This is a genomic window from Methylocystis sp., assembly GCF_051062815.1.
In the GTDB taxonomy this organism is placed as follows: Bacteria; Pseudomonadota; Alphaproteobacteria; order Rhizobiales; family Beijerinckiaceae; genus Methylocystis.
On sequence record NZ_JBPFDU010000074.1, the window covers coordinates 239,688 to 262,034 of the forward strand.

At 64.6% G+C, this 22,347-nt stretch carries 26 protein-coding genes and 1 pseudogene; 8 read left to right on the forward strand and 19 right to left on the reverse strand.

From position 1 onward, the window contains the following. Positions 1-13 precede the first annotated feature (13 nt). The 3 genes from ACR65W_RS13445 to ACR65W_RS13455 form a co-directional block, all read right to left on the reverse strand. Positions 14-1,294 carry a 3-deoxy-D-manno-octulosonic acid transferase gene (locus ACR65W_RS13445; protein ID WP_434499367.1) on the reverse strand — a complete coding sequence of 427 codons (1,281 nt, stop codon included), beginning with the start codon at positions 1,292-1,294 and terminating at the stop codon, positions 14-16. Positions 1,295-1,416: 122 nt separating this feature from the next. Then, positions 1,417-1,677: a DUF4170 domain-containing protein gene (locus ACR65W_RS13450; protein WP_175094853.1), complete on the reverse strand. Its 261-nt coding sequence runs from the start codon at positions 1,675-1,677 to the stop codon at positions 1,417-1,419. Further along, positions 1,674-2,495 carry a 3'(2'),5'-bisphosphate nucleotidase CysQ gene (locus ACR65W_RS13455; protein ID WP_434499368.1) on the reverse strand — a complete coding sequence of 274 codons (822 nt, stop codon included), beginning with the start codon at positions 2,493-2,495 and terminating at the stop codon, positions 1,674-1,676. The genes ACR65W_RS13450 and ACR65W_RS13455 overlap by 4 nt, the downstream gene beginning before the upstream one ends. Before the next feature lie 218 nt (positions 2,496-2,713). Here ACR65W_RS13455 and ACR65W_RS13460 point away from each other — a divergent pair, with 218 nt between their 5' ends. Beyond that, the gene (locus ACR65W_RS13460; RefSeq protein ID WP_434499369.1) at positions 2,714-3,244 is read left to right on the forward strand and encodes a DUF6101 family protein; all 531 of its coding nucleotides are present in this window, start codon (positions 2,714-2,716) and stop codon (positions 3,242-3,244) included. On the opposite strand, the gene ACR65W_RS13465 is transcribed toward ACR65W_RS13460, so the two are convergent. From ACR65W_RS13465 to ACR65W_RS13485, 5 genes are all read right to left on the reverse strand, one after another. Beyond that, complete coding sequence (locus tag ACR65W_RS13465; protein ID WP_434499370.1) at positions 3,235-4,362, reverse strand: CobW family GTP-binding protein; 1,128 nt, start codon at positions 4,360-4,362, stop codon at positions 3,235-3,237. The genes ACR65W_RS13460 and ACR65W_RS13465 overlap by 10 nt on opposite strands. Positions 4,363-4,510: 148 nt before the next feature. Continuing rightward, positions 4,511-5,386 carry a metal ABC transporter substrate-binding protein gene (locus ACR65W_RS13470; RefSeq protein ID WP_434499372.1) on the reverse strand — a complete coding sequence of 292 codons (876 nt, stop codon included), beginning with the start codon at positions 5,384-5,386 and terminating at the stop codon, positions 4,511-4,513. Positions 5,387-5,391: 5 nt separating this feature from the next. Continuing rightward, positions 5,392-6,261 carry a metal ABC transporter permease gene (locus ACR65W_RS13475; RefSeq protein ID WP_434499373.1) on the reverse strand — a complete coding sequence of 290 codons (870 nt, stop codon included), beginning with the start codon at positions 6,259-6,261 and terminating at the stop codon, positions 5,392-5,394. Next, complete coding sequence (locus ACR65W_RS13480) at positions 6,251-7,036, reverse strand: metal ABC transporter ATP-binding protein (protein ID WP_434499374.1); 786 nt, start codon at positions 7,034-7,036, stop codon at positions 6,251-6,253. The genes ACR65W_RS13475 and ACR65W_RS13480 overlap by 11 nt, the downstream gene beginning before the upstream one ends. Beyond that, complete coding sequence (locus ACR65W_RS13485; protein WP_434499375.1) at positions 7,033-7,200, reverse strand: hypothetical protein; 168 nt, start codon at positions 7,198-7,200, stop codon at positions 7,033-7,035. Before ACR65W_RS13485 ends, ACR65W_RS13480 begins: the two co-directional genes overlap by 4 nt. Positions 7,201-7,463: 263 nt before the next feature. Between ACR65W_RS13485 and rpsU the strand changes: the two are divergent. Beyond that, positions 7,464-7,688 (forward strand): annotated as a pseudogene (gene rpsU, locus ACR65W_RS13490) (30S ribosomal protein S21); the annotation flags it as partial. Between the two features lie 117 nt (positions 7,689-7,805). After that, the gene (locus ACR65W_RS13495; RefSeq protein ID WP_434499376.1) at positions 7,806-8,681 is read left to right on the forward strand and encodes a tetratricopeptide repeat protein; all 876 of its coding nucleotides are present in this window, start codon (positions 7,806-7,808) and stop codon (positions 8,679-8,681) included. Positions 8,682-8,786: 105 nt separating this feature from the next. Here ACR65W_RS13495 and ACR65W_RS13500 read toward each other — a convergent pair whose 3' ends face one another. After that, positions 8,787-9,485 carry a TerC family protein gene (locus ACR65W_RS13500; protein WP_434499377.1) on the reverse strand — a complete coding sequence of 233 codons (699 nt, stop codon included), beginning with the start codon at positions 9,483-9,485 and terminating at the stop codon, positions 8,787-8,789. A gap of 330 nt (positions 9,486-9,815) precedes the next feature. Here ACR65W_RS13500 and ACR65W_RS13505 point away from each other — a divergent pair, with 330 nt between their 5' ends. Next, positions 9,816-10,208, forward strand: coding sequence for a PRC-barrel domain-containing protein (locus ACR65W_RS13505; protein ID WP_196402167.1), 393 nt, complete (start codon positions 9,816-9,818; stop codon positions 10,206-10,208). 136 nt (positions 10,209-10,344) lie between these two features. Next, positions 10,345-11,490, forward strand: a complete 1,146-nt coding sequence (locus tag ACR65W_RS13510) for a PQQ-dependent sugar dehydrogenase (protein WP_434499379.1) — start codon at positions 10,345-10,347, stop codon at positions 11,488-11,490. On the opposite strand, the gene ACR65W_RS13515 is transcribed toward ACR65W_RS13510, so the two are convergent. Then, positions 11,471-12,649, reverse strand: a complete 1,179-nt coding sequence (locus tag ACR65W_RS13515) for a MiaB/RimO family radical SAM methylthiotransferase (RefSeq protein WP_434499380.1) — start codon at positions 12,647-12,649, stop codon at positions 11,471-11,473. The genes ACR65W_RS13510 and ACR65W_RS13515 overlap by 20 nt on opposite strands. Further along, positions 12,646-13,509, reverse strand: a complete 864-nt coding sequence (gene dapF / locus ACR65W_RS13520; RefSeq protein WP_434499381.1) for a diaminopimelate epimerase — start codon at positions 13,507-13,509, stop codon at positions 12,646-12,648. Before dapF ends, ACR65W_RS13515 begins: the two co-directional genes overlap by 4 nt. Positions 13,510-13,649: 140 nt before the next feature. Here dapF and ACR65W_RS13525 point away from each other — a divergent pair, with 140 nt between their 5' ends. Next, positions 13,650-14,405 carry a GyrI-like domain-containing protein gene (locus tag ACR65W_RS13525; protein ID WP_434499382.1) on the forward strand — a complete coding sequence of 252 codons (756 nt, stop codon included), beginning with the start codon at positions 13,650-13,652 and terminating at the stop codon, positions 14,403-14,405. 4 nt (positions 14,406-14,409) lie between these two features. Here the strand turns inward: ACR65W_RS13525 and ACR65W_RS13530 are convergent, their stop codons facing one another. Genes ACR65W_RS13530 through ACR65W_RS13540 form a run of 3 tightly spaced genes read right to left on the reverse strand, consistent with a single transcriptional unit; the run spans position 14,410 to position 16,098 of the window. Then, positions 14,410-15,291: a hypothetical protein gene (locus ACR65W_RS13530; RefSeq protein WP_434499383.1), complete on the reverse strand. Its 882-nt coding sequence runs from the start codon at positions 15,289-15,291 to the stop codon at positions 14,410-14,412. A gap of 16 nt (positions 15,292-15,307) precedes the next feature. After that, positions 15,308-15,526, reverse strand: a complete 219-nt coding sequence (locus tag ACR65W_RS13535; protein ID WP_175094867.1) for a helix-turn-helix domain-containing protein — start codon at positions 15,524-15,526, stop codon at positions 15,308-15,310. Then, a complete protein-coding gene (locus ACR65W_RS13540) occupies positions 15,526-16,098 on the reverse strand; it encodes a DUF2975 domain-containing protein (protein WP_434499384.1) in 573 nt (190 codons plus the stop codon). The genes ACR65W_RS13535 and ACR65W_RS13540 overlap by 1 nt, the downstream gene beginning before the upstream one ends. Before the next feature lie 85 nt (positions 16,099-16,183). Here ACR65W_RS13540 and ACR65W_RS13545 point away from each other — a divergent pair, with 85 nt between their 5' ends. Beyond that, entirely contained in the window at positions 16,184-16,825 is a 642-nt protein-coding gene (locus tag ACR65W_RS13545) for a hypothetical protein (protein WP_434499385.1), read from the forward strand. Here ACR65W_RS13545 and carA read toward each other — a convergent pair. Then, positions 16,822-18,012, reverse strand: a complete 1,191-nt coding sequence (gene carA / locus ACR65W_RS13550) for a glutamine-hydrolyzing carbamoyl-phosphate synthase small subunit (protein ID WP_434499386.1) — start codon at positions 18,010-18,012, stop codon at positions 16,822-16,824. The two genes, ACR65W_RS13545 and carA, sit on opposite strands and share 4 nt — an antisense overlap. A gap of 184 nt (positions 18,013-18,196) precedes the next feature. On the opposite strand from carA, the gene ACR65W_RS13555 reads away from it, so the two are divergent. After that, the gene (locus ACR65W_RS13555; protein ID WP_434499388.1) at positions 18,197-18,646 is read left to right on the forward strand and encodes a GatB/YqeY domain-containing protein; all 450 of its coding nucleotides are present in this window, start codon (positions 18,197-18,199) and stop codon (positions 18,644-18,646) included. Between the two features lie 181 nt (positions 18,647-18,827). On the opposite strand, the gene thiD is transcribed toward ACR65W_RS13555, so the two are convergent. The 4 genes from thiD to ACR65W_RS13575 form a co-directional block, all read right to left on the reverse strand. Further along, positions 18,828-19,634 (reverse strand): bifunctional hydroxymethylpyrimidine kinase/phosphomethylpyrimidine kinase, encoded by an 807-nt coding sequence (gene thiD, locus ACR65W_RS13560; RefSeq protein ID WP_434499389.1) that lies wholly within the window; start codon positions 19,632-19,634, stop codon positions 18,828-18,830. A 47-nt stretch (positions 19,635-19,681) separates the two neighbouring features. Next, positions 19,682-19,912: a hypothetical protein gene (locus ACR65W_RS13565; RefSeq protein WP_434499390.1), complete on the reverse strand. Its 231-nt coding sequence runs from the start codon at positions 19,910-19,912 to the stop codon at positions 19,682-19,684. 147 nt (positions 19,913-20,059) lie between these two features. Next, complete coding sequence (locus ACR65W_RS13570) at positions 20,060-21,064, reverse strand: WD40 repeat domain-containing protein (RefSeq protein WP_434499392.1); 1,005 nt, start codon at positions 21,062-21,064, stop codon at positions 20,060-20,062. Positions 21,065-21,066: 2 nt separating this feature from the next. After that, the gene (locus tag ACR65W_RS13575; RefSeq protein ID WP_434499393.1) at positions 21,067-22,296 is read right to left on the reverse strand and encodes a hypothetical protein; all 1,230 of its coding nucleotides are present in this window, start codon (positions 22,294-22,296) and stop codon (positions 21,067-21,069) included. Between the last annotated feature and the right edge of the window lie 51 nt (positions 22,297-22,347).

Consider the following 22,347-nt stretch of genomic DNA (forward strand, 5'->3'; position numbering starts at 1 on the left):
CCGCGCGCGACGCTCATTGCTGGGCCACCGCCATTTGCGCGAGATAGGGTTCGACGGCGGTCATGATGCCGCGCGAGGCGCCGCCCAATCTCTCGACGGTTTCCGCGGCCGCGCGTCCCATCTTGCGCATGCGCGCGGGTTCCGCGAGGAGATACTGCGCGGCCCGCGCCAGCGATGCGGCGTCTGTAACGCGCGCGGCCGCCTTTGCGGCTGCGAGCTCGCCATAGGCTTCGGTGAAGTTTTCGACATACGGGCCATGAAGAATCGCGCAGCCGAGCTTCGCCGGCTCGATTGGATTTTGTCCGCCGCCGCCGGGCAACAGCGACTTGCCCATCAGGACGACCCCGACGCTTCGGAAAATGAGGCCAAGCTCACCGACGCTGTCGACGACATAGACGTCGACATCGCGTCGCGGTTCTCTTTCCTGCGAACGCAAGGCCGCAGTCAATCCTCTGGCGCGCGCGGCTTCGACGATCTCGACGCCGCGCTCCCAGCGCCGTGGCGCGATGATCGTCAGCAGCGACGGGGTTTGCGCGGCCATGTCGACATGCGCGTCGAGCACGAGGTCTTCTTCGCCGGGATGGGTGGAGACCGCCGCCCAGGCTGGCCGCGCGCCGATCGCGCCATTGAACGCGGCAAGTTTTGCAGAGTCGGCCGGCGGCGGCGGCACGTCGAATTTGAGATTGCCGGCGATGCGCACGCAACGCGCGCCGAGCGCCAGAAAGCGGGCCGCATTATCCGAATCCTGCGCGAGGCATAGATCGACGGCGCCGAAGACGGATTTCGCCGCGCCGGGAACGGCGCGCCAGCGCTCGGCGGATTTGTGGGAGATGCGGGCGTTGGCGAGAACCAGCGGCGCGCCGCGCGCGCGCACGGCCGCGACGATATTAGGCCAAAGCTCCGACTCGGCGAAGACCGCGATGTCGGGACGCCAATGATCGAGGAAGCGCTCGACGAATTTCGGGGCGTCGATCGGCGCATATTGATGAAAGGCGCCCGCCGGCAAGCGCGCGCTGAGAACGCGCGCAGACGAGACGGTGCCGCTTGTCACGAGCACTTCGAGTCCGCGCTGAATGAAGCGGTCGATGAGCGGCAGCAGCGACAGGCTTTCGCCCACGCTCGCGCCGTGCAGCCAGACGAGTCGTCCGCGCGGTCGGGGGCGATTCGACTCGCCCATGCGTTCGGCCAATCGCGCGGGATCTTCCTTGCCATGGTTGGCGCGCCAATTGAGCGCGGCGCTGGCGAAGGGCGTCGCCGCGATCGTCGCCAGCCGGTACACTGTCAGAAGCGACATGTTTCCAATCTATTAAGAATCCGGTCCACATGCGCCATCTGACGGCGTCTTGTCCGCGCGCGCCCGGCCGACCGGAACGACAATTCTATGCCTGGCAAAACCGGCGATTTTTGGAAGGCCGCCTATAGCTTCTCCACATCCGGATCTAGCAGCCGATAAAGGTGAACCACGAAATAACGCATATGCGCATTGTCCACCGTGGATTGCGCTTTCGCTTTCCATGCGGCGAGCGCGCTATCATTGTCCGGATAGATGCCGACGACGTCGAGCTTGCTCGGATCGCGGAACGCGACGCCGTCGAGCGTCTCCAGCTCGCCGCCAAATACAAGATGCAACAGCTGTTTTTCTTTCTTCGCCGAGGTTGCTTGCGTCGTCTTGTTCATAATTTTCCTTCCAAGACCTCCCGCGCCAGCGCGAGGCTATCGTCGAACAGCGATTTCGGAGCCGCGATGAGCATGTCGCGGGCGAGTGACGCGCGATTATAGGTGAGCGCGACGCCCTCCGGCTCGCTCAACATTGCGCCCGCTTCTGCGAGGAGAATATCCGCGGCGGCGATGTCCCAGTCGCGCGCATTGGGCGCAGCGACCACGATATCATGCCGGCCGGAGGCGATATCGGCAAGCCGCAGCGCGAGCGAGGGCGTTCGCGGCGCCATCACGAATTCCCGTGGCGACGCGGCCAGCCGGTCCTGCATCGTACGAGGCGCGACGAGCGCCGCGCCGGCGATTTCGGCGCGCTGCGGCGCGATGAGGGGGGCGCCGTTGAGGAAGGCGCCGAGCCCAAGCGCGCCGACATAAGTCTCGCCCAGCGCCGGCGCGTGGATGATCCCGGCGACCGGCCGGCCGCCAACCACCAGAGCGATGGAAACCGACCAGCGCGCGTCGCCGCGCGAGAACGCCAGCGTTCCATCGATCGGATCGACGACCATCAAGGCGTCGCGCGTCAGGCGCTCGGCCGTGTCGACGCTCTCTTCAGAAAGCCACGCCGCCTCGGGCGCGATCCGCGCCATCTCATGGAACAGGAACCGATCGACCGCGAAATCGGCCTCGGTGACCGGCGAGCCGCCGTATTTGTAGGAAACAGCCGCGGTCGTCCGCTCGCCCGCGCGGAAATACGCCATGGCGATCTCGCCCGCCCTGCGCGTGACGCTCTCGAGTTGTGGAAGAAAAGCGGCGAGTTCCGCTTGGCTGGAGCCCATCATGAAGAGGAGTAGGCGAGGCGCCGACGGGCCGCAAGCGGGCGCGTTGCGCGGAATAGGAGCAATTTGAACGAATTCGTTTTCATGGACTTCACCCTCATCGCCTAAATCATGCGTAGAAGCAATGATTTACGTGCTGTTCACCAGGCTTTTTAGCGCCTTCGCGGGCAGGGTGCGGCAATATGGAGCCGAGACGGAATTCAAGCCGCAAGGAGCGATCGATGGTTGAGGCCAATACTGCGCGCAGGATCGAGGAAAATGTCTTTGTTCAGCGTGACCGCCGCGCCGACGGCGGGGCGCGGCGCATCCGCGTCACTCGCGACGACGTTTTGATCTCCCGTCGCTTCAGCGGCATCTCCATGGTCATCTCGGTGCCTGTCACCGCCTATTGCGGCGTCGCTCTCGAGGTGCAGCCCGCGGACGACGGATCGGCGCGCTACGTTCTTTCGCTGGCGCACAGCGACCCGGACCTCGACATTCTTCTCGGCGAGACTCAAGACTGCGGCGCCGCCGCCTCCGACTGGCGTCACTGGGCGGCCTGGCTTGGGCTGCCGCGGGTCACCGAGGAAGATGGCGCGCTGCGTTCGCGCGAGAGCGTTGACGAAGAGATCGCCGCCGCCTTCGTGCGCCGGCGCTGCGAGACCAGTCTGGGCAAGCGTCGTCCGCGATTTCTCATGCGCCGCAAGGCCGGCGACTCCCGCCGCGCGAAGGTCGTGTATGGCGCAGAGCGCGAGATCATTTCTTATGAATGAGACGTCTCCTGCGCGGCCGACGCGCCAAGGACGATCTTCTCGAAGCCCTCGCGGATCTCCTGCTCCTTGAGCTTCCTGCCAATGAAGACGAGGCGCGATTCGCGCTTCTCTCCTGCTTTCCATTCTCGCTGCAAATCGCCATCGAGGATCTGATGGACGCCTTGAAACACGAACCGCCGCGGTTCGTCCTTGAAGGCGATGATTCCCTTGCTGCGCAGAATGTCCGGTCCGTCGCGCTGAATCAGATCGTTCAGCCAGGGGACGAACCGTTCAGGATCCACCGGGCCGTCGTGGCGGATCGAGACGGAATGCATCTCGTCGTCATGGAAATGCTTCATCCCGGCGTGAGGCGCGTGATGATTTTCATGCGCGTGGCCAGGGCCATGCTGATGATCGTGGTCGTGATGATCATGGTCGCAATCTGGGCCGCATTCGTGATCATGGCCATCGTCATGATCGTGACTCGACTCCTCGGCGTCGAGGAACGCCGGCTCGATCTCCAGAATCCGGTCGAGGTCGAAGGCGTTGCGCTCCAAAACCGCTTGCAGGGGAACGTCCGACCTCACCGCGCGGTGCAGCGCGGCGTAGGGATTGATCGCGCGGATGCGGCCTTCGACGTCGGCAAGTTCTTCGTCTGACACGAGATCGGTTTTGTTCAGGACGATCACATCGGCGAAGGCGATCTGACTCTTCGCTTCCGGCGCGTCCTTCAGCCGTTCGCTGAGCCATTTGGCGTCGGCGACCGTCACCACCGCGTCGAGCCGCGCCGCCTCCTTGACGTCAGCGTCCATGAAGAAGGTCTGCGCGACGGGCGCCGGATTGGCGAGCCCCGTCGTCTCGACGACGATCGCGTCGAACTTGCCGCGTCGGCGCATCAGGCCCTCGATGATGCGAATGAGATCGCCGCGCACGGTGCAGCAGATGCAGCCGTTATTCATCTCGAAGACTTCTTCGTCGGCGCCGACGACAAGGTCATTGTCGATGCCGATCTCGCCGAACTCATTGACGATGACGGCGTAGCGTCGGCCATGCTGCTCGGTGAGAATGCGATTGAGAAGCGTCGTCTTGCCGGCGCCGAGATAGCCGGTGATGACGGTGACGGGGATTTTCTCGGTCAATGCCGCTTACTCCAGTTTCGTTCGCCCCCACCCTGTCCCTCCCCCGCAAGCGGGAGAGGGGACCCTAATGATCGGCCTTGCGCGAAACTCTCTAAGAGGGCCGGGCCTGCTCCCTCTCCCACGAAGTGGGGGAGGGGTGGAAAGGGGGCTACGGCGCCAAGGCTTTCGCCAATTGTCTTACATTGTGGCGCATCATGTCGATATAGGTCGCGCCATCGCCCTTGGCGTCGGACAGCGCGTCGGAATAGAGCACGCCGCCCATCCGGGCGCCGGTCTCGCTGGCGATCCTTTTGGCGAGGCGCGGATCGGCGATATTCTCGATGAAGACCGCCCGAACCTTATGCGCCCTGACCGCGTCGATGATCTTCGCGACGTCGCGGGCGCTGACGTCAGCCTCTGTCGACACGCCCTGCGGCGCGATGAACTCGACGCCGTAACGCGCGGCGAAATAGCCGAAGGCGTCATGGGTCGAAACCACCCGGCGCCGCTCCTGGGGAATGGCGGCGATCGCCTGCTGGATTTCCGCGTCGAGCGCGTCGAGCTTGGCGAGATAGGCGTCGGCGTTGGCCTTATAGGTCTGGGCGCCGTCAGGATCGACTGCCGTCAGCGCTTCCCTGATGGCCTCGACATAAACTTTTGCGTTGGCGACGTCCTGCCAGGCGTGCGGATCCTGTCCCTCTTCGTCCTTTCGCGCAGTGACGCCTTTGCCCAAGGTGAACACCTCGCCCTTGCTTTTGGCGGCAGTGACGAGACGGTCGAGCCAGCCTTCAAATCCGAGCCCGTTGACGAAAATCAGCCGGGCTTGCGCGATATTGCGGCCGTCGGCCGGACTGGGCTGGTAGACATGGGCGTCGCCGTCGGGCCCGACGATGGTGTTGACAGAAACCCGGTCGCCGCCGACCTGCCGCACAAGATCGCCGATAATCGAAAAGCTGGCGACGATTGGAATTTTCTGCGCCTCCGCCATCGCTGGCGCGACGAGCGCGGCGAGTGAAAACGCGAGCGCGCTGCGGCGTGTAAGCATCGCTTTCATCCTTCGAGATGCCGGCGCGGCCGTTTCAACCGCAGCACGCCGCCGGCGCGGCCAAAAATCATCGAGAAAAAATAGACGACGCCTGCGGCGAGAATTATGGCGGGTCCCGTCGGCGCGCTGGTCTCGTTGGAGAAGACGAGACCGCCGTAACAGCAGAGGGCGCCGATCGCCGCGGCGAGGGGCAGGGCGATGGCGAGATCGCGCGTCCACAACCGCGCCGCAGCGGCGGGAAGCATCATCACGCCGACGGCCATCAGCGTACCGAGCGCATGAAAGCCCGCGACGAGATTGAGCACCACCAGGGCGAGAAAGAGGAACGGCGTGAATTCGCCAAATGCGCTCGTCTGCCGCAAGAACAGAGGATCGAGCGTATCCAACACCAGCGCTCGGTAGAAAACCGCCAGCAGAATGAGCGTGACGGTCGAGACGCCGACGAGCAGCAGCAGCGCCGCGTCGTCCAGTCCGACGACCGAGCCGAAGAGCACGTGGAGCAGATCGACGTTGGAGCCGCGCAGCGATACGAGCGTCACGCCGAGCGCCAGCGAGACGAGATAGAAGGCCGCGAGCGACGCGTCCTCGCGCAGCGTCGTAAATCGCGAGGCCGCGCCGGCGGCGAGCGCGACGACGAGTCCGGCGAAGAGGCCGCCGAAGGTCATCGCCGGCAACGACAGGCCGGCGACGAGATAGCCGACGGCGGCCCCGGGCAGGATCGCATGGGACAGCGCGTCGCCGGCAAGCGACATGCGTCGAAGGATCAAGAAGACGCCGAGCGGCGCGCCCGAAAGCGCGAGCGCCAGGGAGCCGACAAGCGCCCGTCGCATGAATTCATAATCGGCGAATGGCGTGACGAAGACGTCAGTGAACATGCAGCTGATCTTCGGCGTCAAACTCATCGCGAAGACATTCGCGCGCGCGCTCGTCGAAGGCCTCCGACATCGCGCGCGCGCGAACGAGATTCTTTTCGCAAAGGGCGTCGCGCGTGTCGCCCCAGAAGATGCACTCGCGGGCAAGCAGCAGCGTGCGCGGGAAGGCGCGGCGGACAATGTCCAATTCGTGCAGAACGGCGACGACGGTGCGCCCTTCGGCGCGCCATCGCGCGATCAAGGCCAAAAGATCGTCGATCGTCGCTGCGTCGATCGCGCCGAAAGGCTCGTCGAGAAGAATGACCGGCTGATCCTGGACGATCAGACGCGCGAACAGCGCCCGCTGCATCTGTCCGCCGGACAGGGTTTCGAGCGTCCGCGATTCGAAGCCGACGAGTCCGACCGTTTCGATCGCCGCGCCCACCCGAGACTGCTCGGCCGCGTTCAGCGCCCCGAAAAGACCGACGCGCGCCAGAGCGCCCATGGCCACGAAATCGCGCACATTGATCGGGAAAGCGCGGTCAATGTCGACGACCTGCGGCAGATAGGCGACGGCGCGCGGCGACAGGGCGCCGAAATGGATATCTCCGCCAAGCGGCGTCAGCAGCCCGGCGAGCGCCTTGAGCAGCGTCGACTTGCCGGCGCCGTTCGGGCCGCAGACGGCCAGTCCTTCTCCAGGGGCGATTTCGCCCTCAAGGTGATGAACCGCGGGGCGACGATCATAGCCGAGGGTGAGATTGACGAGCCGGATCGCCGGCGCTTCGGCGGCCGCGCTCAATGCAGCGCCCAGTAGGCCCCGGCCCACAAGGCTGCGAGAAGCAGCGTGGCGACGATAACCCGGGCGCCGGCGGAAGCTCCGAGAGCTGTGAGCCGCGCCTCTTGAGCGCCGGCGGCTGCGCCGGCGCGCGCATGCTGGGGCAGGGCGCGTTCTTGCGTCGTCATGTCGAACATAGCCAATGTTATATTATAACGCCGGGATTGAACAAGGCGTCATGCGCCTCGCCAGCGCGGATAGGCGCCGGGGAGCGCCGCGTTAAGTATAGGTTGAGGCGCGTTCGCGCCAATCGGCCGTGGACAGGGGAAGGCGATTCTGTTATCCGGTGCCGCACGGGTCAGGCGCTCCGTCAGCGCCCGGAGACCTATTCCCTATTAAGGCCGCTCAACGACGGAGCCGTCGCGGCGGGTCCCAAACACAGGATGGATACGTGCAAGTTCTCGTTCGCGACAACAATGTCGATCAGGCGCTCAAGGCTCTGAAAAAGAAGATGCAACGCGAGGGCATCTTCCGCGAAATGAAACTGCGCGGTCACTATGAAAAGCCGTCCGAGAAGCGCGCGCGCGAGAAGGCCGAGGCCGTCCGTCGCGCCCGCAAGCTGGCCCGCAAGAAGCTCCAGCGCGAAGGCCTGCTGCCGGTGAAGGCGAAGCCGGTCGGCGCACGCTGATCCGGCTAGAGCCGTCGAATTCTCGCCGGATTGCACGCGCTTTTTAAAAATTGCGCATAGAAGAGACACGGGGAAGACGTATTGCGGCTGGGAGGATCTGAAGGCGTGGGCTTTTGCCGTGCGGCGACGTCGCGTCGCCCAGCTTCGCTCCTATCTGGTCAGGCCCTAACGCGCGGCGCGGCGGCGCTCGCCATCATCGCTCTGGCGGGCTGCGAAACCGCGAGCGGCATCCGGCCGCCGGGACGCGGCATCGCCGAGATCGCCGACACCGACCCGAACTCCGCCTCCGTCAACATTAATTCGCTCACCGAAGTGATTCGGCGCAATCCGTCGAGCGCTGAGGCGTACGACACCCGCGGCGTCGCTTACGCTCGCGTCGGGCGGTTCCAGGAGGCGATCGCCGACTTCACGCAGGCCATCAAGCTCGAGCCAAATAATTCGGCGGCCTACACCAATCGCGCGCTCGCGCTCCGCCAAATGGGCCAGAGCGACGCCGCCCGCGCCGACTTCGACCGAGCGATCGAAGTCAATCCCAAACATGCGCCGGCTTACGTCGGTCGCGCCAACCTGCTGCGCGCCCAGGGCAGCCTTGATCAGGCGCTTGCCGATCTCGACCAGGCGATTCGCCTCAATCCCGAAAGCGCGCAGGCGTTTCATGCGCGCGGGCTGATCCATCAGAAACGCGGCGATGATGCGCGCGCCGTGACTGATTTCGACAACGCCATCGACCGCGATCCCTTTGCGGCGGCTCCCTACCTGGCGCGCGGCGAAAGCCTGGTCACGCTCGGCAAATACGACAAGGCGGTCGAGGATTTCAACGCCGCGCTCAACGTCGACAGCAAGAGCGCGCTCGCGTGGGCCTGGCTCGGCGTCGCTTACGACAAGAGCGGCAACCGCTCCAAGGCGCGGGAATCCTTTCAACGCGCGCTCACGCTCGATCCGCAGCAGCCCCTCGCCAAACAGGGCATGGGACGCGGCTAGTCCAGGTTCCCAAAAAGCTGACAGACCTTTTCGCTGAGAACCTGCTCCACCATTTTGAATTTGAGCGATTCCTTATCGATCACATCTAGTCTCGATCGATCACATCTAGTCTCGCGAGACGCGCTGGTCCTCGCGCCATTGCCGGTAAATCGCAATCGCCAAGGCGACGGCCAGCACCAGAACGCAGCCGGCAATCGAAAGCCCAAGTTCGAGCGCGCCGTGGTTCGTGACATGCACGAATGTGGGCAGGGCTGGGTCGGCGCCCGCCATATCGCCCGCGACCCAGCCGAGAAGGCCTGCGCCGGCCCAGACCAGCGCCGGAAATCTCTCCAGCACCTTCAGCAGCGCGCCCGCGCCGAACATCACGATCGGCATCGAAACGAGAAGCCCGAAGACGATGAGATTGGTCGAGCCATGCGCCGCCGCCGCGATGGCGATCACATTGTCGAGCGACATCACGGCGTCCGCCATAATGATTGCGCCGACCGCGCTCCAGAGGTTGGGTTTGGCCTTGACGTCGGAATGCTCGGCTTCGTCGATCAGCAGTTTCACGGCGACGATGAGCAGCAGAATGGCGCCGACAATTTTCAGATAGGGAATCGCCATAAGCTCGACGACGACGAGCGTGAAAGCGATGCGCAGAATGACGCCGCCAAGCGCGCCTAGAAATACGCCCCAGCGCCGCTGACGCACCGGCAGTTGCCGGCACGCAAGGGCGATCAAAATTGCATTGTCGCCCGAGAGCAGCAGGTTGATCCAGATGATCTCGAAGACTTCCCAGCCAAGGCTGAATTCCGGAGACATGCGCGCTTCTTACCTGCCGGGCGAGGCCCATTGGTGCGACTGACGACAAGCGGACTCGGAAGGACGAATCCGCCTCGGCGCAATCCGCCTGATGCATTGGCGATGGGCGACTGTGGCCACCTGATGACTGAAGCTTTTCATTTGGAGGCGCCGCGCATCACGCACTTGCATTAGCGGCATTTTACCGAAGAAGGAAGACGTCGCTAAGCTTGTGTAGCCATCGATTTTTGGTTTTCGCGAGGAACAAGGGGCTTCACCCTGTGTTCTTTTGGGAAAGGCGCGGCAAGTTCGACAATGGCGTCGGCTAAGTGCGCGCTGCAGGAGGTTACTATGGGCATGGCACAGCCAAACGCCAACCTTATCTCCAGCGATAAGGTCGAAGGCACGGATGTGTATGACGCGGCCGGCAACAAGATTGGCGAAATCGATCACCTCATGATCGATCGCGTCTCTGGTTCGGTTCGATACGCGATCATGACTTTCGGCGGCTTTCTTGGCATCGGCGAAGGCGAGCATCCTTTGCCCTGGAAAGCGTTCCGTTACGACACCAATCTCGGCGGATATATCGCGGATGTGACGGAAGAGCAGCTGCAGAACGCTCCTGAATTCGCAGGCGAAGAAAGCTGGAGCGATCGCGATTGGGAAAGCCGGCTGCACAGGAACTACGGGTCCTCCCCCTATTGGGAAGACACAACGACGTCGACCATGTCGAGAGACCGGTGACGTCTAAGTGACTTTGACCGAAGCGGGAACCCGCGGTAGGGCGGAGCCGTAACTGGCTCCGCCCTTTTTGCCGCCTATATGGCGTCGAAAGGATATCCGAAAGGCCATTGAAATGCGCATTGGAGCCGCGGCATTTTTGCTTTTGTACACTTTCTGCGGTGCCGTCGCCGCCGCTCAGTCGGTTCCTCAAGACCGTCGTAGCGCAGAGATAGAATCAACTCTCAAGCGCATCAAACTTCCTCCAGGCTTCTCGATTTCGCTCTATGCTCTAGCGCCGCGGGCGCGCACGCTCGCCATCGGGCGAGAAGGAAAGACGATTTTTGTCGGCGCCGAGGAGAAGGACGTCTATGCGATCACGCCCGGCGGGAAGGCGGCCGCTGCGGTCGAGCGCGTCGCGCCGTCCATGCCATTCACGATGCCGCATGGCGTTTGCTTCTCAAACGGGGGCGCGCTTTTTCTCGTTGAGCGTAACCGCGTCACACGATTCGACGATGCGGAAAACACGTGGCGCGACGCGGCGGCGAACGCCAAGATCGTCGTAAAATCAGGCGATCTCATTCCAAGGAACGAAGAGAGCCGCGGCCATTCCTCCCGCGTGTGCCGCGTCGGACCTGACGACAAGCTCTACATTTCCCTTGGCCAGCCGCACAATGTCACGCCGCGAGACAAGCTCGCGCTTTACGAGAAGACGGGAATCGGCGGCATCATTCGGATGAATCTCGACGGATCGCAGCGCGAAGTCTTCGCGACCGGCATTCGCAATTCCGTCGGCATGGCGTTCGACACGGACGGGTCGCTCTGGTTCACCGACAATCAGGTCGACTCCATGGGCGACGATCGCCCGCCTGGCGAAATTAATCGCGCCGACAGGGCAGGATTGAACTTCGGTTTCCCCTGGTATGGCGGCGGTCATGTGCGCACCAACGAATATGCGCGCGCTGAGCCGCCGAAGGACGTCGTCTTCCCCATCGTGGAGACCGCGCCGCATGCGGCCGATCTTGGCGTGATGTTTTACCGCGGCGACATGTTTCCGAAGGAATATCGAGGCGCGATGTTTTACGCGCAGCACGGATCGTGGGACCGGAGCGTCCCGATCGGCGCGCGCGTGATGGTCACGCTCGCCGGGACGACCGCGAGCACGCCCTTCGCCGTGGGCTGGAACACCGGCTCCGGATACTATCTCGGCAGGCCGGTTGACGTTGCAGAACTTGCAGACGGCTCGCTTCTCGTCACCGACGACCAGAATGGCGCCATTTATCGGATTATCTACCAAGCGCCGTAGGGCGCGTCGTGAGCGCGCGCCCGTCGTGGCCCGTGCAGAGCGCCTCGACCATTATGCTCGCGTCGACGCCAGGCGTGTGCGCGAGGGTAAAATCGGCGGCGCGCGCCATGCCGCCGCGCTCGCTCAAGAGCTGCAAGGTCCTGCCGATCTGCGAGTCGAGATGGCGTCTCAGCGCGGCGTCGCCCTTTTCCCGCAATCGCGCCGCGCGCTCTTTGGCGATTTGCGGCGCGACTTGCGGCATGCGCGCCGCCGGCGTTCCGGGACGTGGCGAGAAGGGAAAGACATGAAGATGCGTGAGACCGCAGGCGTCGACGATGTCGAGCGTGGCGTCGAACATCTCCTCCGTCTCGGTCGGAAAGCCGACGATGAAGTCGGCGCCAAAGATGATGTCAGGTCGCGCCTCCCGCAACGCGTGGCAGAGGCTGATCGCGTCCTGTCGCGAATGGCGGCGCTTCATGCGCTTCAAGATCAGATCGTCGCCGGACTGCAGCGACAGATGAAGATGCGGGCAAAGCCGCGAATCTTCCGCAAAAGCCTCGACGAGATCTTCGTCGACTTCAATGCAATCGACCGACGAGAGACGCAGCCGTTCAAGTTCTGGAAGGCGGCGCAGCAGCAGACGCACGAGGCGCCCGAGCGTCCAACCTTCGCCAAGGTCGACGCCGTAGCTCGTGAGATCGACGCCCGTCAGGACGATCTCCTTCTTGCCGCTCGCGACAAGCGCGCCGGCCTGCGCGACGACCTCACTGGGCGGCGCCGAGCGCGCCGCGCCGCGTCCGAAGGGAATGATGCAGAAGGTGCAGCGATGATCGCAGCCGTTCTGCACGGCAAGCAGTCCGCGCGTGCCCTCAATGCTCGCAAGCGCACGATTTGGCGCATGTTCGGCGAGAACCCGCGTCACCCCCTCGATCTTGGAGAAACCCGGCGGGTCGAGCCGCGCCGCGCAGCCCGCGACGACGATCTCGGCCTCGGGCCGCTCGCGATGCAAGCGGCGGATCGCCTGACGGGCTTGTCGCGTGGCCTCGCCGGTGACAGCGCAGGTGTTGACGATCACCGTCTCGCGCGCGCTGGCGTGGGCTTTGGCGAGCGCCTGCGACTCGACGGCGTTAAGCCGGCACCCGAAGGTGACCACCTCGGCGTTGCGCAGCGGCGCGTTCACGCCGCGACGCCTTGAAAGATCTGGGGATCGAGCCTGGTTTCAAATTCGAATTCAACCGGCCCCGTCATCAGCACATGATCGTCCGTCCGCCATTCGATGTGGAGATCGCCGCCTGGCAGGCATAGACGCGCCGTGCGCTCGCCGAGCCCTGCGCGCGAGGCGGCGACGAGCGTCGCGCATGCGGCCGAGCCGCAGGCCTTGGTCGCGCCGGTTCCGCGCTCCCAGACGCGCAGCAGAATGTCGTCGCGCGAAAGCATCTGCGCGAAGGAGACATTGGCGCGTTCGGGAAAGAGCGGATGGCGCTCGATGCGCGGGCCAAGCGTCTCGAGATCAATCTGCGTCGCGTCGTCGACAAAGAACACCGCATGAGGATTGCCCATGCTTACCGCGGAGAAGCGCGTCGGAGCGCCAGCGACGGGCGGATTGAGCGCGACCTCGCGCGTATCCTCGACGGCGCGGGCAAGCGGAATCTCGCGCCAGCCCAGCCGCGGACGGCCCATGTCGACAGTGAAAACCATATCGGCTTGGCGGCGCGTTTCGATGAGGCCGGCGTCCGTCTCCAGACGCAGCGCGTCCTTGCCTTCGCGCGCCAGCGCATAGGCCACGCAGCGCGTGCCATTGCCGCAGGCGGCGGATAGCGAGCCGTCGATATTGTAGATGCGCATATACGCGTCGTCGCCCGGCCGGCGCGGCTTATGGAGCGCCATCAGCTGATCGAAGCGCAGGCCCGGCGCATTGGCGATGGCGCGCGCTTCCTGCGGCGCAAGCTCGTGGTCGCTCCCGCGCAAATCGAGAACGAGAATTTCGTTTCCCGCGCCATTCATGCGCAGAATCGGAAGATGGTCGAGCGGATGCGCCATGGGGCAGCTTTTCGCCTATTCTCCGGGAGACGCGCTCGTATATAGAGAAGGCTGCGCCGAAGCGCCACTGCGGCTCCCGCCGAACGCGCGTCGCATTTGCGCGCGAAAAGGCCATGATGGCCGCTTAGGGACGCTCGACGATGGAAGAAGAACCGGGCTTACTGGACAGCCTGCGACGCCATTGGCGCGCGCTGGCGATCTTCACAGTTCTTATCGCCGGCGCGGCGATCTACTCCGAACGCGCGCTGGTTCCGGTCGCCGGCGTTGAGGAGGCGGACAAATCCGCCACGCCGCAAAGGCCTGTACCGCCAAATGCGGCGCCAGACACGAAATCCAACGAGACGAGCGACGCCAAGCCTGGCGATGTGAAACCGGAAGAGGCAAAGCCAGGCGACGCGGCCCCGCCCACTGCCCACGACGAAGCGGCGCAGGCCATGATGAGCCAGACCGTTGCCGTCGACGCTCGCCCCGCCGCCGTCATCAAGGGACAGGGCAAGTGGGAGGAGGCGGCGAAGACGATCAGCGAGGCGCTCGGCAAGCTCAACGACGCCGTCGGAACGGCGGGACTTGCCGTCAACGGCCGGCCCATCGCCGTTTTCACCAAGACCGACGATACCGGCTTCGCCTTCGAGGCGATGGTTCCGCTTGCGGCGGCGCCGGAAGGCAAGCCCAAGCTGCCCGAGGGCGTCAGCATCGGCGCGTCGCCCGCCGGAAAGGCGCTCAAATTCCAGCATCGCGGCGCCTATGACGAGATCGAGGCCACCTATGAGGCGATCGCCGCCTATCTTGACGAGAAAGGGCTGGACACCAAGGATCTCATTCTCGAGGAATATTTGACCGACTTTAAGGGCGACGACGCGACTGTCGACGTCGATATTTATGTGTTTTTGAAGTGATGCATTATTTTGGAGCGTCGCCGCGCGAACGTTCCGAGAGATCGGAAATGAAGCGGCGCCAGAGTTCCGAAGGATTTTCGCCGAAAGCCGACTCGAATGACGGCCCGAAAGGCCTGCCCGCTTCGAGCGCGCGAAGGAGTTGCAGGAACGCCGTCTCGTCGCGCATGCGCAGCCAGCCGACGAACATGCCCGCCTGCCGATAGGCGAGCCGCTGGCGCTGGGTGAGCGCATCGAGCTTCGGATCGCGCGGCGGTTCGCGCTCAAAGGCGAGCCCGGCGAAATCGATCCATCGACGCTCGTCGAGCACGACGCGATAGCCGTCACGGATCGCCTGCGCGGCTTCGGCTTCGCTGACGCCCTCGGCGCCGCCGCCGTGCGACGCCATCACCGCGAGTCCTTCCGTGAACCATTGCGGCGGACGCGGCGCGCCAAACGGCCGCCACCCCGAAAGATGCACATGCGACAGCTCATGCGTGAGAACGCCTTCGAGGCGATCGCGCTCCTTGCTGCAGAGCGTCGGCGACAACAGCGCGGCGCCGCCGCGCGTCACGGCGGCGATGCCGGGATCATCCATGGCGTTGGCGTTCGCGTAAGTCTCGTAGGAGGCGTAGACGCCGACGATCGGCGGCTGCGCAAAGGGGCGTCCGTGCGCGGACTCGATTTGCGCGATGGCGCGCGGGGCGATTTCCGCCACGACTTCGGCGCAGGCTCGCGCCTCAGGCTCATAGTGAACGCGCGCATCGTCCGCGAAAGCGGGCAGTAGGCGAGGATCGTTCCAGGCGACGCGCGCGGCGAGGCGAAGGTCCGGTCGCAGCGCCAGCGCCAGCATGGCCGCTGCGATGAACGCCAATCCGAACCCCCAAGCCTTCGCCATGATACGCGGCATGCCCGTCTCGCGCCTGTTAGGCGGGTTTGTCGTCCGGCCGATATTCGAGAATGTCGCCCGGCTGACATTGCAGAATTTCGCAAATTTTTTCGAGCGTGTCGAAGCGCACGCCCTTCACCTTGCCCGACTTCAAGAGGCTCACATTCTGCTCGGCGATGCCGATCTGCGCGGCAAGATCGCGCGAGCGCATTTTGCGCTTCGCCAGCATCACGTCGAGATTGACGATGATCGGCATCAGACGATCTGCGCGTTTTCATCGGCGATGTCGGCCGCCGTCTTCTGGATATGGGCGAGCGCCAGGAGCGTCGCGAGCAGCATGAGCGTCGAAAGATCTTCAGGTCGCAGGTAGATCGACACCATATGCGCCCCCGCCGCCTTATGCGCCGTGAGGATGAGCGAAGTTAGCGGTCGCGTGGCGATATCGACGAGCGCCGCGATGAGGCCCGCTAACGCAAGACAGCGCAGCCATCCGGCCGCATCGGGCGTGAAGATGCGCCCCTCGAGATAGCCCGAGAACAATCTCCAGCCGGCGTAGCAGGCGACGACGAGCAGCGTCCAGATCACGAAGCTGACGCCGAAGGCCGCAAGCCGCTGATCGGCGGACAGGTCTTCGACATCGACCTTCAGCGACGCAAATCGCGAAACGACCAGCGACTCGTCGCTCCAGAACTTCACGATCGTCACGAGCATCCAGAGGCAATAGCCGACGAGCGCGAAGCGCAGCGTTTGGCAGAGCCAGCCGATGCGGCGGCGCAGCGAGTCGAGGCGACGGTCGTCAAAGGAAGAAAGGGCAGGGAAGTCAGTCATAGCGGTCTCCTTATGTCGCTTACGTTGACACAAGAAAAATTTAATGTCAAACATTAAAAACTAATCGATAAACATGAGGCATTCTATGTCGTGCATTGTTCGTCGCCTGTCTAGCCTGGCGCTCGCCGCCGCCTTGCTTGCCGCCTGCAGCCATGTGCCGGTCTCAACCATGTGGGCGCTGCGCAATTTCGACGCCGCTTCCGTCGATCCGGCCGTGCTGCGCGCGGCGGTACGACTGCCTGAAAGTTTCGAGCCGCAGAAGGGCGGCGTGACGTTGAAAATCGGCTGGTGGCGCGACGGCCAAGAAAACGCGAAGCATGAGATGATTTTCGCGCTTAGGGAAACGACCGCGCCGGAAGACGTCGCGCCGCTTTCCGGCGAGCGGAAGGCCGGAACGCGCCTCTATGCCTATCGCGTCGACCCGGCCGATTATGCGGCGATCCGCGCCCGGCAGAAGGAATTTCTGGAAGAGAAGGCGCGCGATCCCGGCAAGACGCATGGTTCCTTCGGCGTTGGCGCCGACGCCTGCCGGCGCGGCGACTTCCCGGAAGGTCCGCTGCTGACGACGACCTATTTGCGCACGCAGCCTTCGGGCCCCTATCTCACGGTGCTCAAGAATCTCGACATGCGCGAGGCGGCGACGAAGGAAAAGCCGCTCGATCAGCTCGTGCCGCCTTGCGAGAAATTCGCTAACCGCGCCGAGGCGCCGATGGTCGTAAACCGTTAGGCCGCCCGCGCCTTCTCCATCATCTCGACGAAGCGGCGGAAAAGATAATGGCTGTCCTGCGGGCCGGGCGAGGCTTCGGGATGATGCTGCACCGAGAAGGCCGGCCGGTCGGTGAGGGCGATGCCGCAGTTCGAGCCGTCGAAGAGCGAACGATGGGTCTCGACGGCGTTTGCCGGCAGGCTGTCGCGATCGACCGCGAAGCCGTGATTCATCGAGACGATCTCGACCTTGCCGGTGGTGAAGTCCTTGACCGGGTGATTGGCGCCGTGATGGCCCTGCGGCATTTTCTTCGTTCTCGCGCCGACGGCGAGCGCCATCATCTGATGTCCGAGACAAATCCCGAAGGTCGGCACCTTCGCCGCGAGCAGTTCGCGGATCACCGGCGCGGCGTATTTGCCGGTTTCGGCCGGATCGCCGGGGCCGTTCGAGAGGAAGACGCCGTCGGGTTTGAGCGCCAGAATTTCGCCGCTCGTCGCGGTTGCCGGCGCGACCACCACTTCGCAATCCTGTTCGGCGAGAAGCCGCAGGATGTTGCGCTTCACGCCATAGTCGATCGCGACCACGCGATACCTCGGCGCGCCGTTGCGCGCGCCATAGCCGCCGCCGAGTCGCCATGTTGTCTCGCGCCAGTCGTAGCGCTCCTTGGAGCCGACGCTCGGCACCAGGTCCATGCCGTCGATCCCCGGCCATGCGGCGGCCCTGGCTTTCATCGCCGCTATGTCAAAGCAGCCGTCCGGCGCATAGGCGATGACAGCGTTCTGCATGCCGCGTTCGCGAATGAGCGTCGTCAGCGCGCGCGTGTCGATGCCGCACATGCCGACAACGCCGCGCGAGGCGAGCCAGTCGGCGAGCGGCTTCTGGGCGCGGAAATTCGAGGGGTCGGTGCAGGGCGCGCCGAATATGGCGCCGACCGCGCCGGCGCTCTTGTCGAGATCGACGGTTTCGACATCTTCATCGTTGGTCCCGACATTGCCGATGTGGGGGAAGGTGAAGGTGACGATCTGCGCGGCGTAGGACGGGTCCGTGAGGATTTCCTGATAGCCGGTCATGGCGGTGTTGAAGCAGACTTCGCCGACCGCTTCGCCAACGGCGCCGAGCCCGTATCCTTCGATCACTTCGCCGCCGGCGAGAACCAGCACGCCGGTGTGGAGGGGTTTCTTCCAGCCGTTATCTTGATCGAGGGTCATATAGGTCTCAGCTCTCCGGCGCGTCGCTGGCTTGACAGCGCTCTCGCCGCGCGTCATGGCCGGACTTGATCCGGCCATCCACGGCGGCGACGCCACGTGGACGCCCGCGACAAGCGCGGACATGACGCAATTGGCTGTGGATGTAATGCATCCGCCCCGGAATTGGAAACCCCAAGGACATAACATGCGCGAGAAGATAGCGGCGGACCTCAAGACGGCGATGAAGGCGGGCGAGCGCGCCAAGGTCGACGCGCTGCGGCTCATCAACGCGGCGCTAAAGGACAAGGACATCGAGGCGCGCGGCGCGGGCAAGACGCTCAGCGGGGACGACGAGCTCGCGCTTTTACAGAAAATGATCAAAAGCCGGCAGGAGTCGCTGGAAATCTATGAAAAAGCCGGGCGCGAGGATCTCGCGGGCAAGGAGCGCGGCGAAATCGCGGTCATTTCCGCCTATTTGCCGCAGCAGCTCTCTGAGGTGGAAGTGGCCGAGGCCGTGAAGGCGGCGATCGCCGAGACCGGCGCGGCCTCGATCAAGGACATGGGCAAGGTCGTGGCTTCGCTCAAAGCGAAATATACGGGCCGCATGGATTTCGGAAAGGCCAGCGCGGCGGTGAAGGCGGCGCTGTCGGGCTAGGGGCAACGGATCGGCCCCTTCCGGCGCATAGCGCCGCCTTCCCCGCTAAAGCGGGAGAAGGGAGAACGGCGCGATTCATGCCTTGCAACAAGAATTCGCGAGGCTGCAAGAATTCTCCAGCGTTAATGACGGCGCAATCTCCCCCCTCTCCCGCGAAGCGGGGGAGGGCGGGGGAGGGGGCTCAGCGCCACAGAGCGTAAAAGTGATGAGGCGGGCCACGGCCCTCGCTCAATTGCAGCCGGTCCGCCGCCTCCAGCGCGCCCTCCAGCCAAACTTTCGCAGTCGCGATCGCATCGATCAGCGGCGCGCCTTTGGCGAGTTCGCAGGCGATGGCCGAGGAGAGGGCGCAGCCCGTTCCATGCGTGTTGCGAGTCGGAATGCGCCTTCCGTGAAAAACGCGCGCCTCTCCCGCTTCGAAAAGAACGTCGACAGGTTCGCCCTCGAGATCGCCGCCCTTGACCAGCACCGCGCGGGCGCCGGCGGCGCAGAGGAGCCGCCCCTGCGCCGCCATCTCATCGGGGTTTTTGGCGAGCGGCGTTTGCGTGAGCGCGCTCGCCTCATAGAGGTTGGGCGTCATGAGACGCGCTAGGGGAGGGAGGGCCGCAACCAGCGCAGCCTCCAGCCCGGCCGAGGCGAGGCTGACGCCCTGTGTCGGAACCAGCACTGGGTCGAGCACGACGTTGTGGGCATCATATCGCGCCAGCCTCTCGGCGACCGCCCGGGCGATGTCCGCCGTCGAAAGCATGCCGATCTTGATCGCATCAGGGGGTATGTCCGACAGCACGGCGTCGATCTGCGCGACAACGATATCCGCGGCGACGGGGTAGGCGGCGAACACGCCGCGCGTATTCTGCGCGGTCAGCGCCGTGATCGCCGCCATGCCGTAACAGCCGAAGGCCGAGAACGTCTTGAGATCAGCCTGAACGCCGGCGCCGCCGGATGGGTCGGAGCCGGCGATGGAGAGAAGCTTATGAACGGGCGCGGTCATGACAAGGAATGTCCGCGCTTCACGCCTCCAACGCAAACAGCGCTGGATCAGCTGTGCAATTCGCGTCCGCCGGGCCAAGCCGGCTCCTTCTTCTCTTCGTAGTCGCTGTAAGCCTTCTTCAACCCGGTCAGAACCTCGGCGGAGGTCTCGAACATGGCTTTGAGCTGTGGCTCCTCGACCTTCTCGATATCCTCACGCAGGAGATTGATCGTCTCCTGGAGGCGATTTTGGATGCTCTGAACGTGCTGGTGCGGATTGCTGTCGCTATGCAGGGTCATCGCTGTCTCCTGGCCGTGCCTCCCGTTATAAGGGTGTCAGGGCTTCAACCTCCTATGCGGACTGGAGTTCCGGCGTCTCATCCCGGTTTCGTCCGGCCGTGGTTTAAGCCGTGCGCAGCCTGTTCCGCGGGCTCCCCTTCGGCAGGCTCAGGGTTTCGGCAGGCTCAGCACGCCGGCGTCGCCGTTCTCCGCGCCGAAGGCGAGACGCGCGCCCTTCTCGTCCCAGGCGAGTGCGCTGATCCGCGCGCGGTCATCATCCTGCGCTGGACGGCGAACCAGAATCTCAGATCCGTCCGAAAGCCGCGCCAGCATGATCAGGCCGTCGTCGTAACCGATCGCCAAGACCAAAGCGGCGGGATGGAAGGCGACGCGCGTCACGATCGCCGAATGCACGCCGCATTCGCGTGGCGCCTGGCCCATCGGCCCATCCTTGCCCGAAAAGGGCCAGACGATGCAGGCGTCGGCGCCTGAGGTGGCCAGCCATTTCCCGTCATGCGACCAGGAGAAGCTGCGCGTTTTTCCCGGATATCCGGCCATCCGCATGTGCTTGCCGTCGGCGAGACGCCAGCCGTGCAGCGTGTTCTCCTGCATCGAGGTGACGAGAAAGCGCCCGTCGGGAGAGATCGTGGCGTCAAGGTGCGAGCCCGCCCAGTCGAGCGCTTCCGGCTTGCCGGCGTTCGGGAACCAGAGAGTCGCGCCGCCGTAATGCGCGATCGCCAGCCGGTAGCCTTTGGGGAAGAAGGCGAGGCCGCGCGAGGTCGACGGCAGATCCAGCGACTTCGCGTCGCCCTTGGCCGAGCGCGCTCGCGCCACCTTTCCTGCTGTCCACGCTACCGCGCCGCCCCGCGCGGCGACGGCGTCGATCCATTTGCCCTTTTCGTCGCCGATGAGTTCCACGCCGCCTTTCGCGTCGGTCGCCACGACGCGCCCGTCGTCTCCGCCGGTGACGAGCCGGTCGCGGTCATGAGCGACGACGAGGATGGCCGCGTCTTGATGGGCCGGAATGCGGCGTCCCTCCGCGCCGTCGCCGAAATGCAGCGTGCCTTCGGCGAGCGCGAACACCGGCGCGCCGCCGAGGAACGCCGCGGCAACGACAGGCTCACGAAGCCCGAGGGATTCGACTTTGTCGACGAGCGTAGGAGACAGCGTCACGGCTATGCTTGGTCCTCGGCAGGCGCGCTCCAGCCGATCGGCAGGCGCGGGCGACGTTTCCGGAATTGCCCGCGCATCACGAGCGCGAAGGCGATGGCGTCCAGTCCCGCGAGCGTCAGCCACCACAGCTGCTCGGCCGCGGGACCGAACAGGCAAATGGCGAATCCCGCGCCGAGGCCACCCAGAAGAAAGGGCGCAAGCGCCGGACGCGACTGGCCGACGAACAGGCTGGTGCGGGCGGCGACGAGCGCCGCCGCGGCCGCGCCGAGCGCGCCGAGATCGAACCAGATCTTGAAGATCAGGCTGCGCGGCGTCGCCGGCGTCAGATAGCCGCCGAGCACGCCCCAGGTGGCCGCGCCAAAGCCGTGTCCGATCAATGTGCGCCAGCCGTCCGCGTCGATCATCTGACCCCAAAAGGCGAGATGTCTGAAGAAGCCGGGCGGACGTTCGGGCCAGATCAGATGCGCCGCATAGGCGGTGAGCGGCGCGAGCAGCACGATCGCCGTCATGAGCGCCGCAAATATGATGGACATCAGCCGGGCGCGGCCGAAGGCGGCGGCGAAAACAACCGCTCCCACGGCCAGCGCCGGGACGCCGTTCGGGGCGCCGGACAGATAGCAGGCGATCGCCGTCGCCGCCGCGAGGGCGGCCGCCGAATACCACCGGCCGCGGACGGCGAGCGCGCCCATCGCCGGCCAAACGAGCAGCGCCAGTCCGAGTCCGGCGCGGCCAAGCGGTCCGACATCGAGAATGTCGTCGAGCGTATATTGCGGCTTCAGCAGCAAAGTGACGGCGGCAAGCGCAATCGTCGCCGCGGCGACGCCGATCGGCAGCAGGTTGAGATTCGAGGTTTTGGTGCGCAGCGGCAGAAATCCGGTGGCGAGCGCAACCAGGGCGAGCGTCGCCGTAATTTTGGCGAAGCGTTCCGCCGGTCCCTCGAACGGCGTCCAGAGAAGTGAAAGCGCCGTCCAGGCGGCGAGCAACAGCGCGGCGAGAAACGGCGGCGAGCGCAGGATCGCGCGCAGGGAGCGCCCCGACCCTTCCGCCGGCGTCAGTGTCGCGGCGGCGAGCAGCAGCGCCGCCCCGATCGGCAGCAGCACATAAACCGTCTGCCGCGCCAGAATTGGCGCGATGAGCGAGATCACGAACAGCAAAAACACGCCAATCCGCAGCAGAAGGCGAGAAGCCTCCTCTGCGGGTTCGTCGGCATTGCGGCGCGAAAGGACAGACATGGCGAGGGTGCGGTTGAGTAGGGGATCTTCGATAGAGATTAGAACGAAATC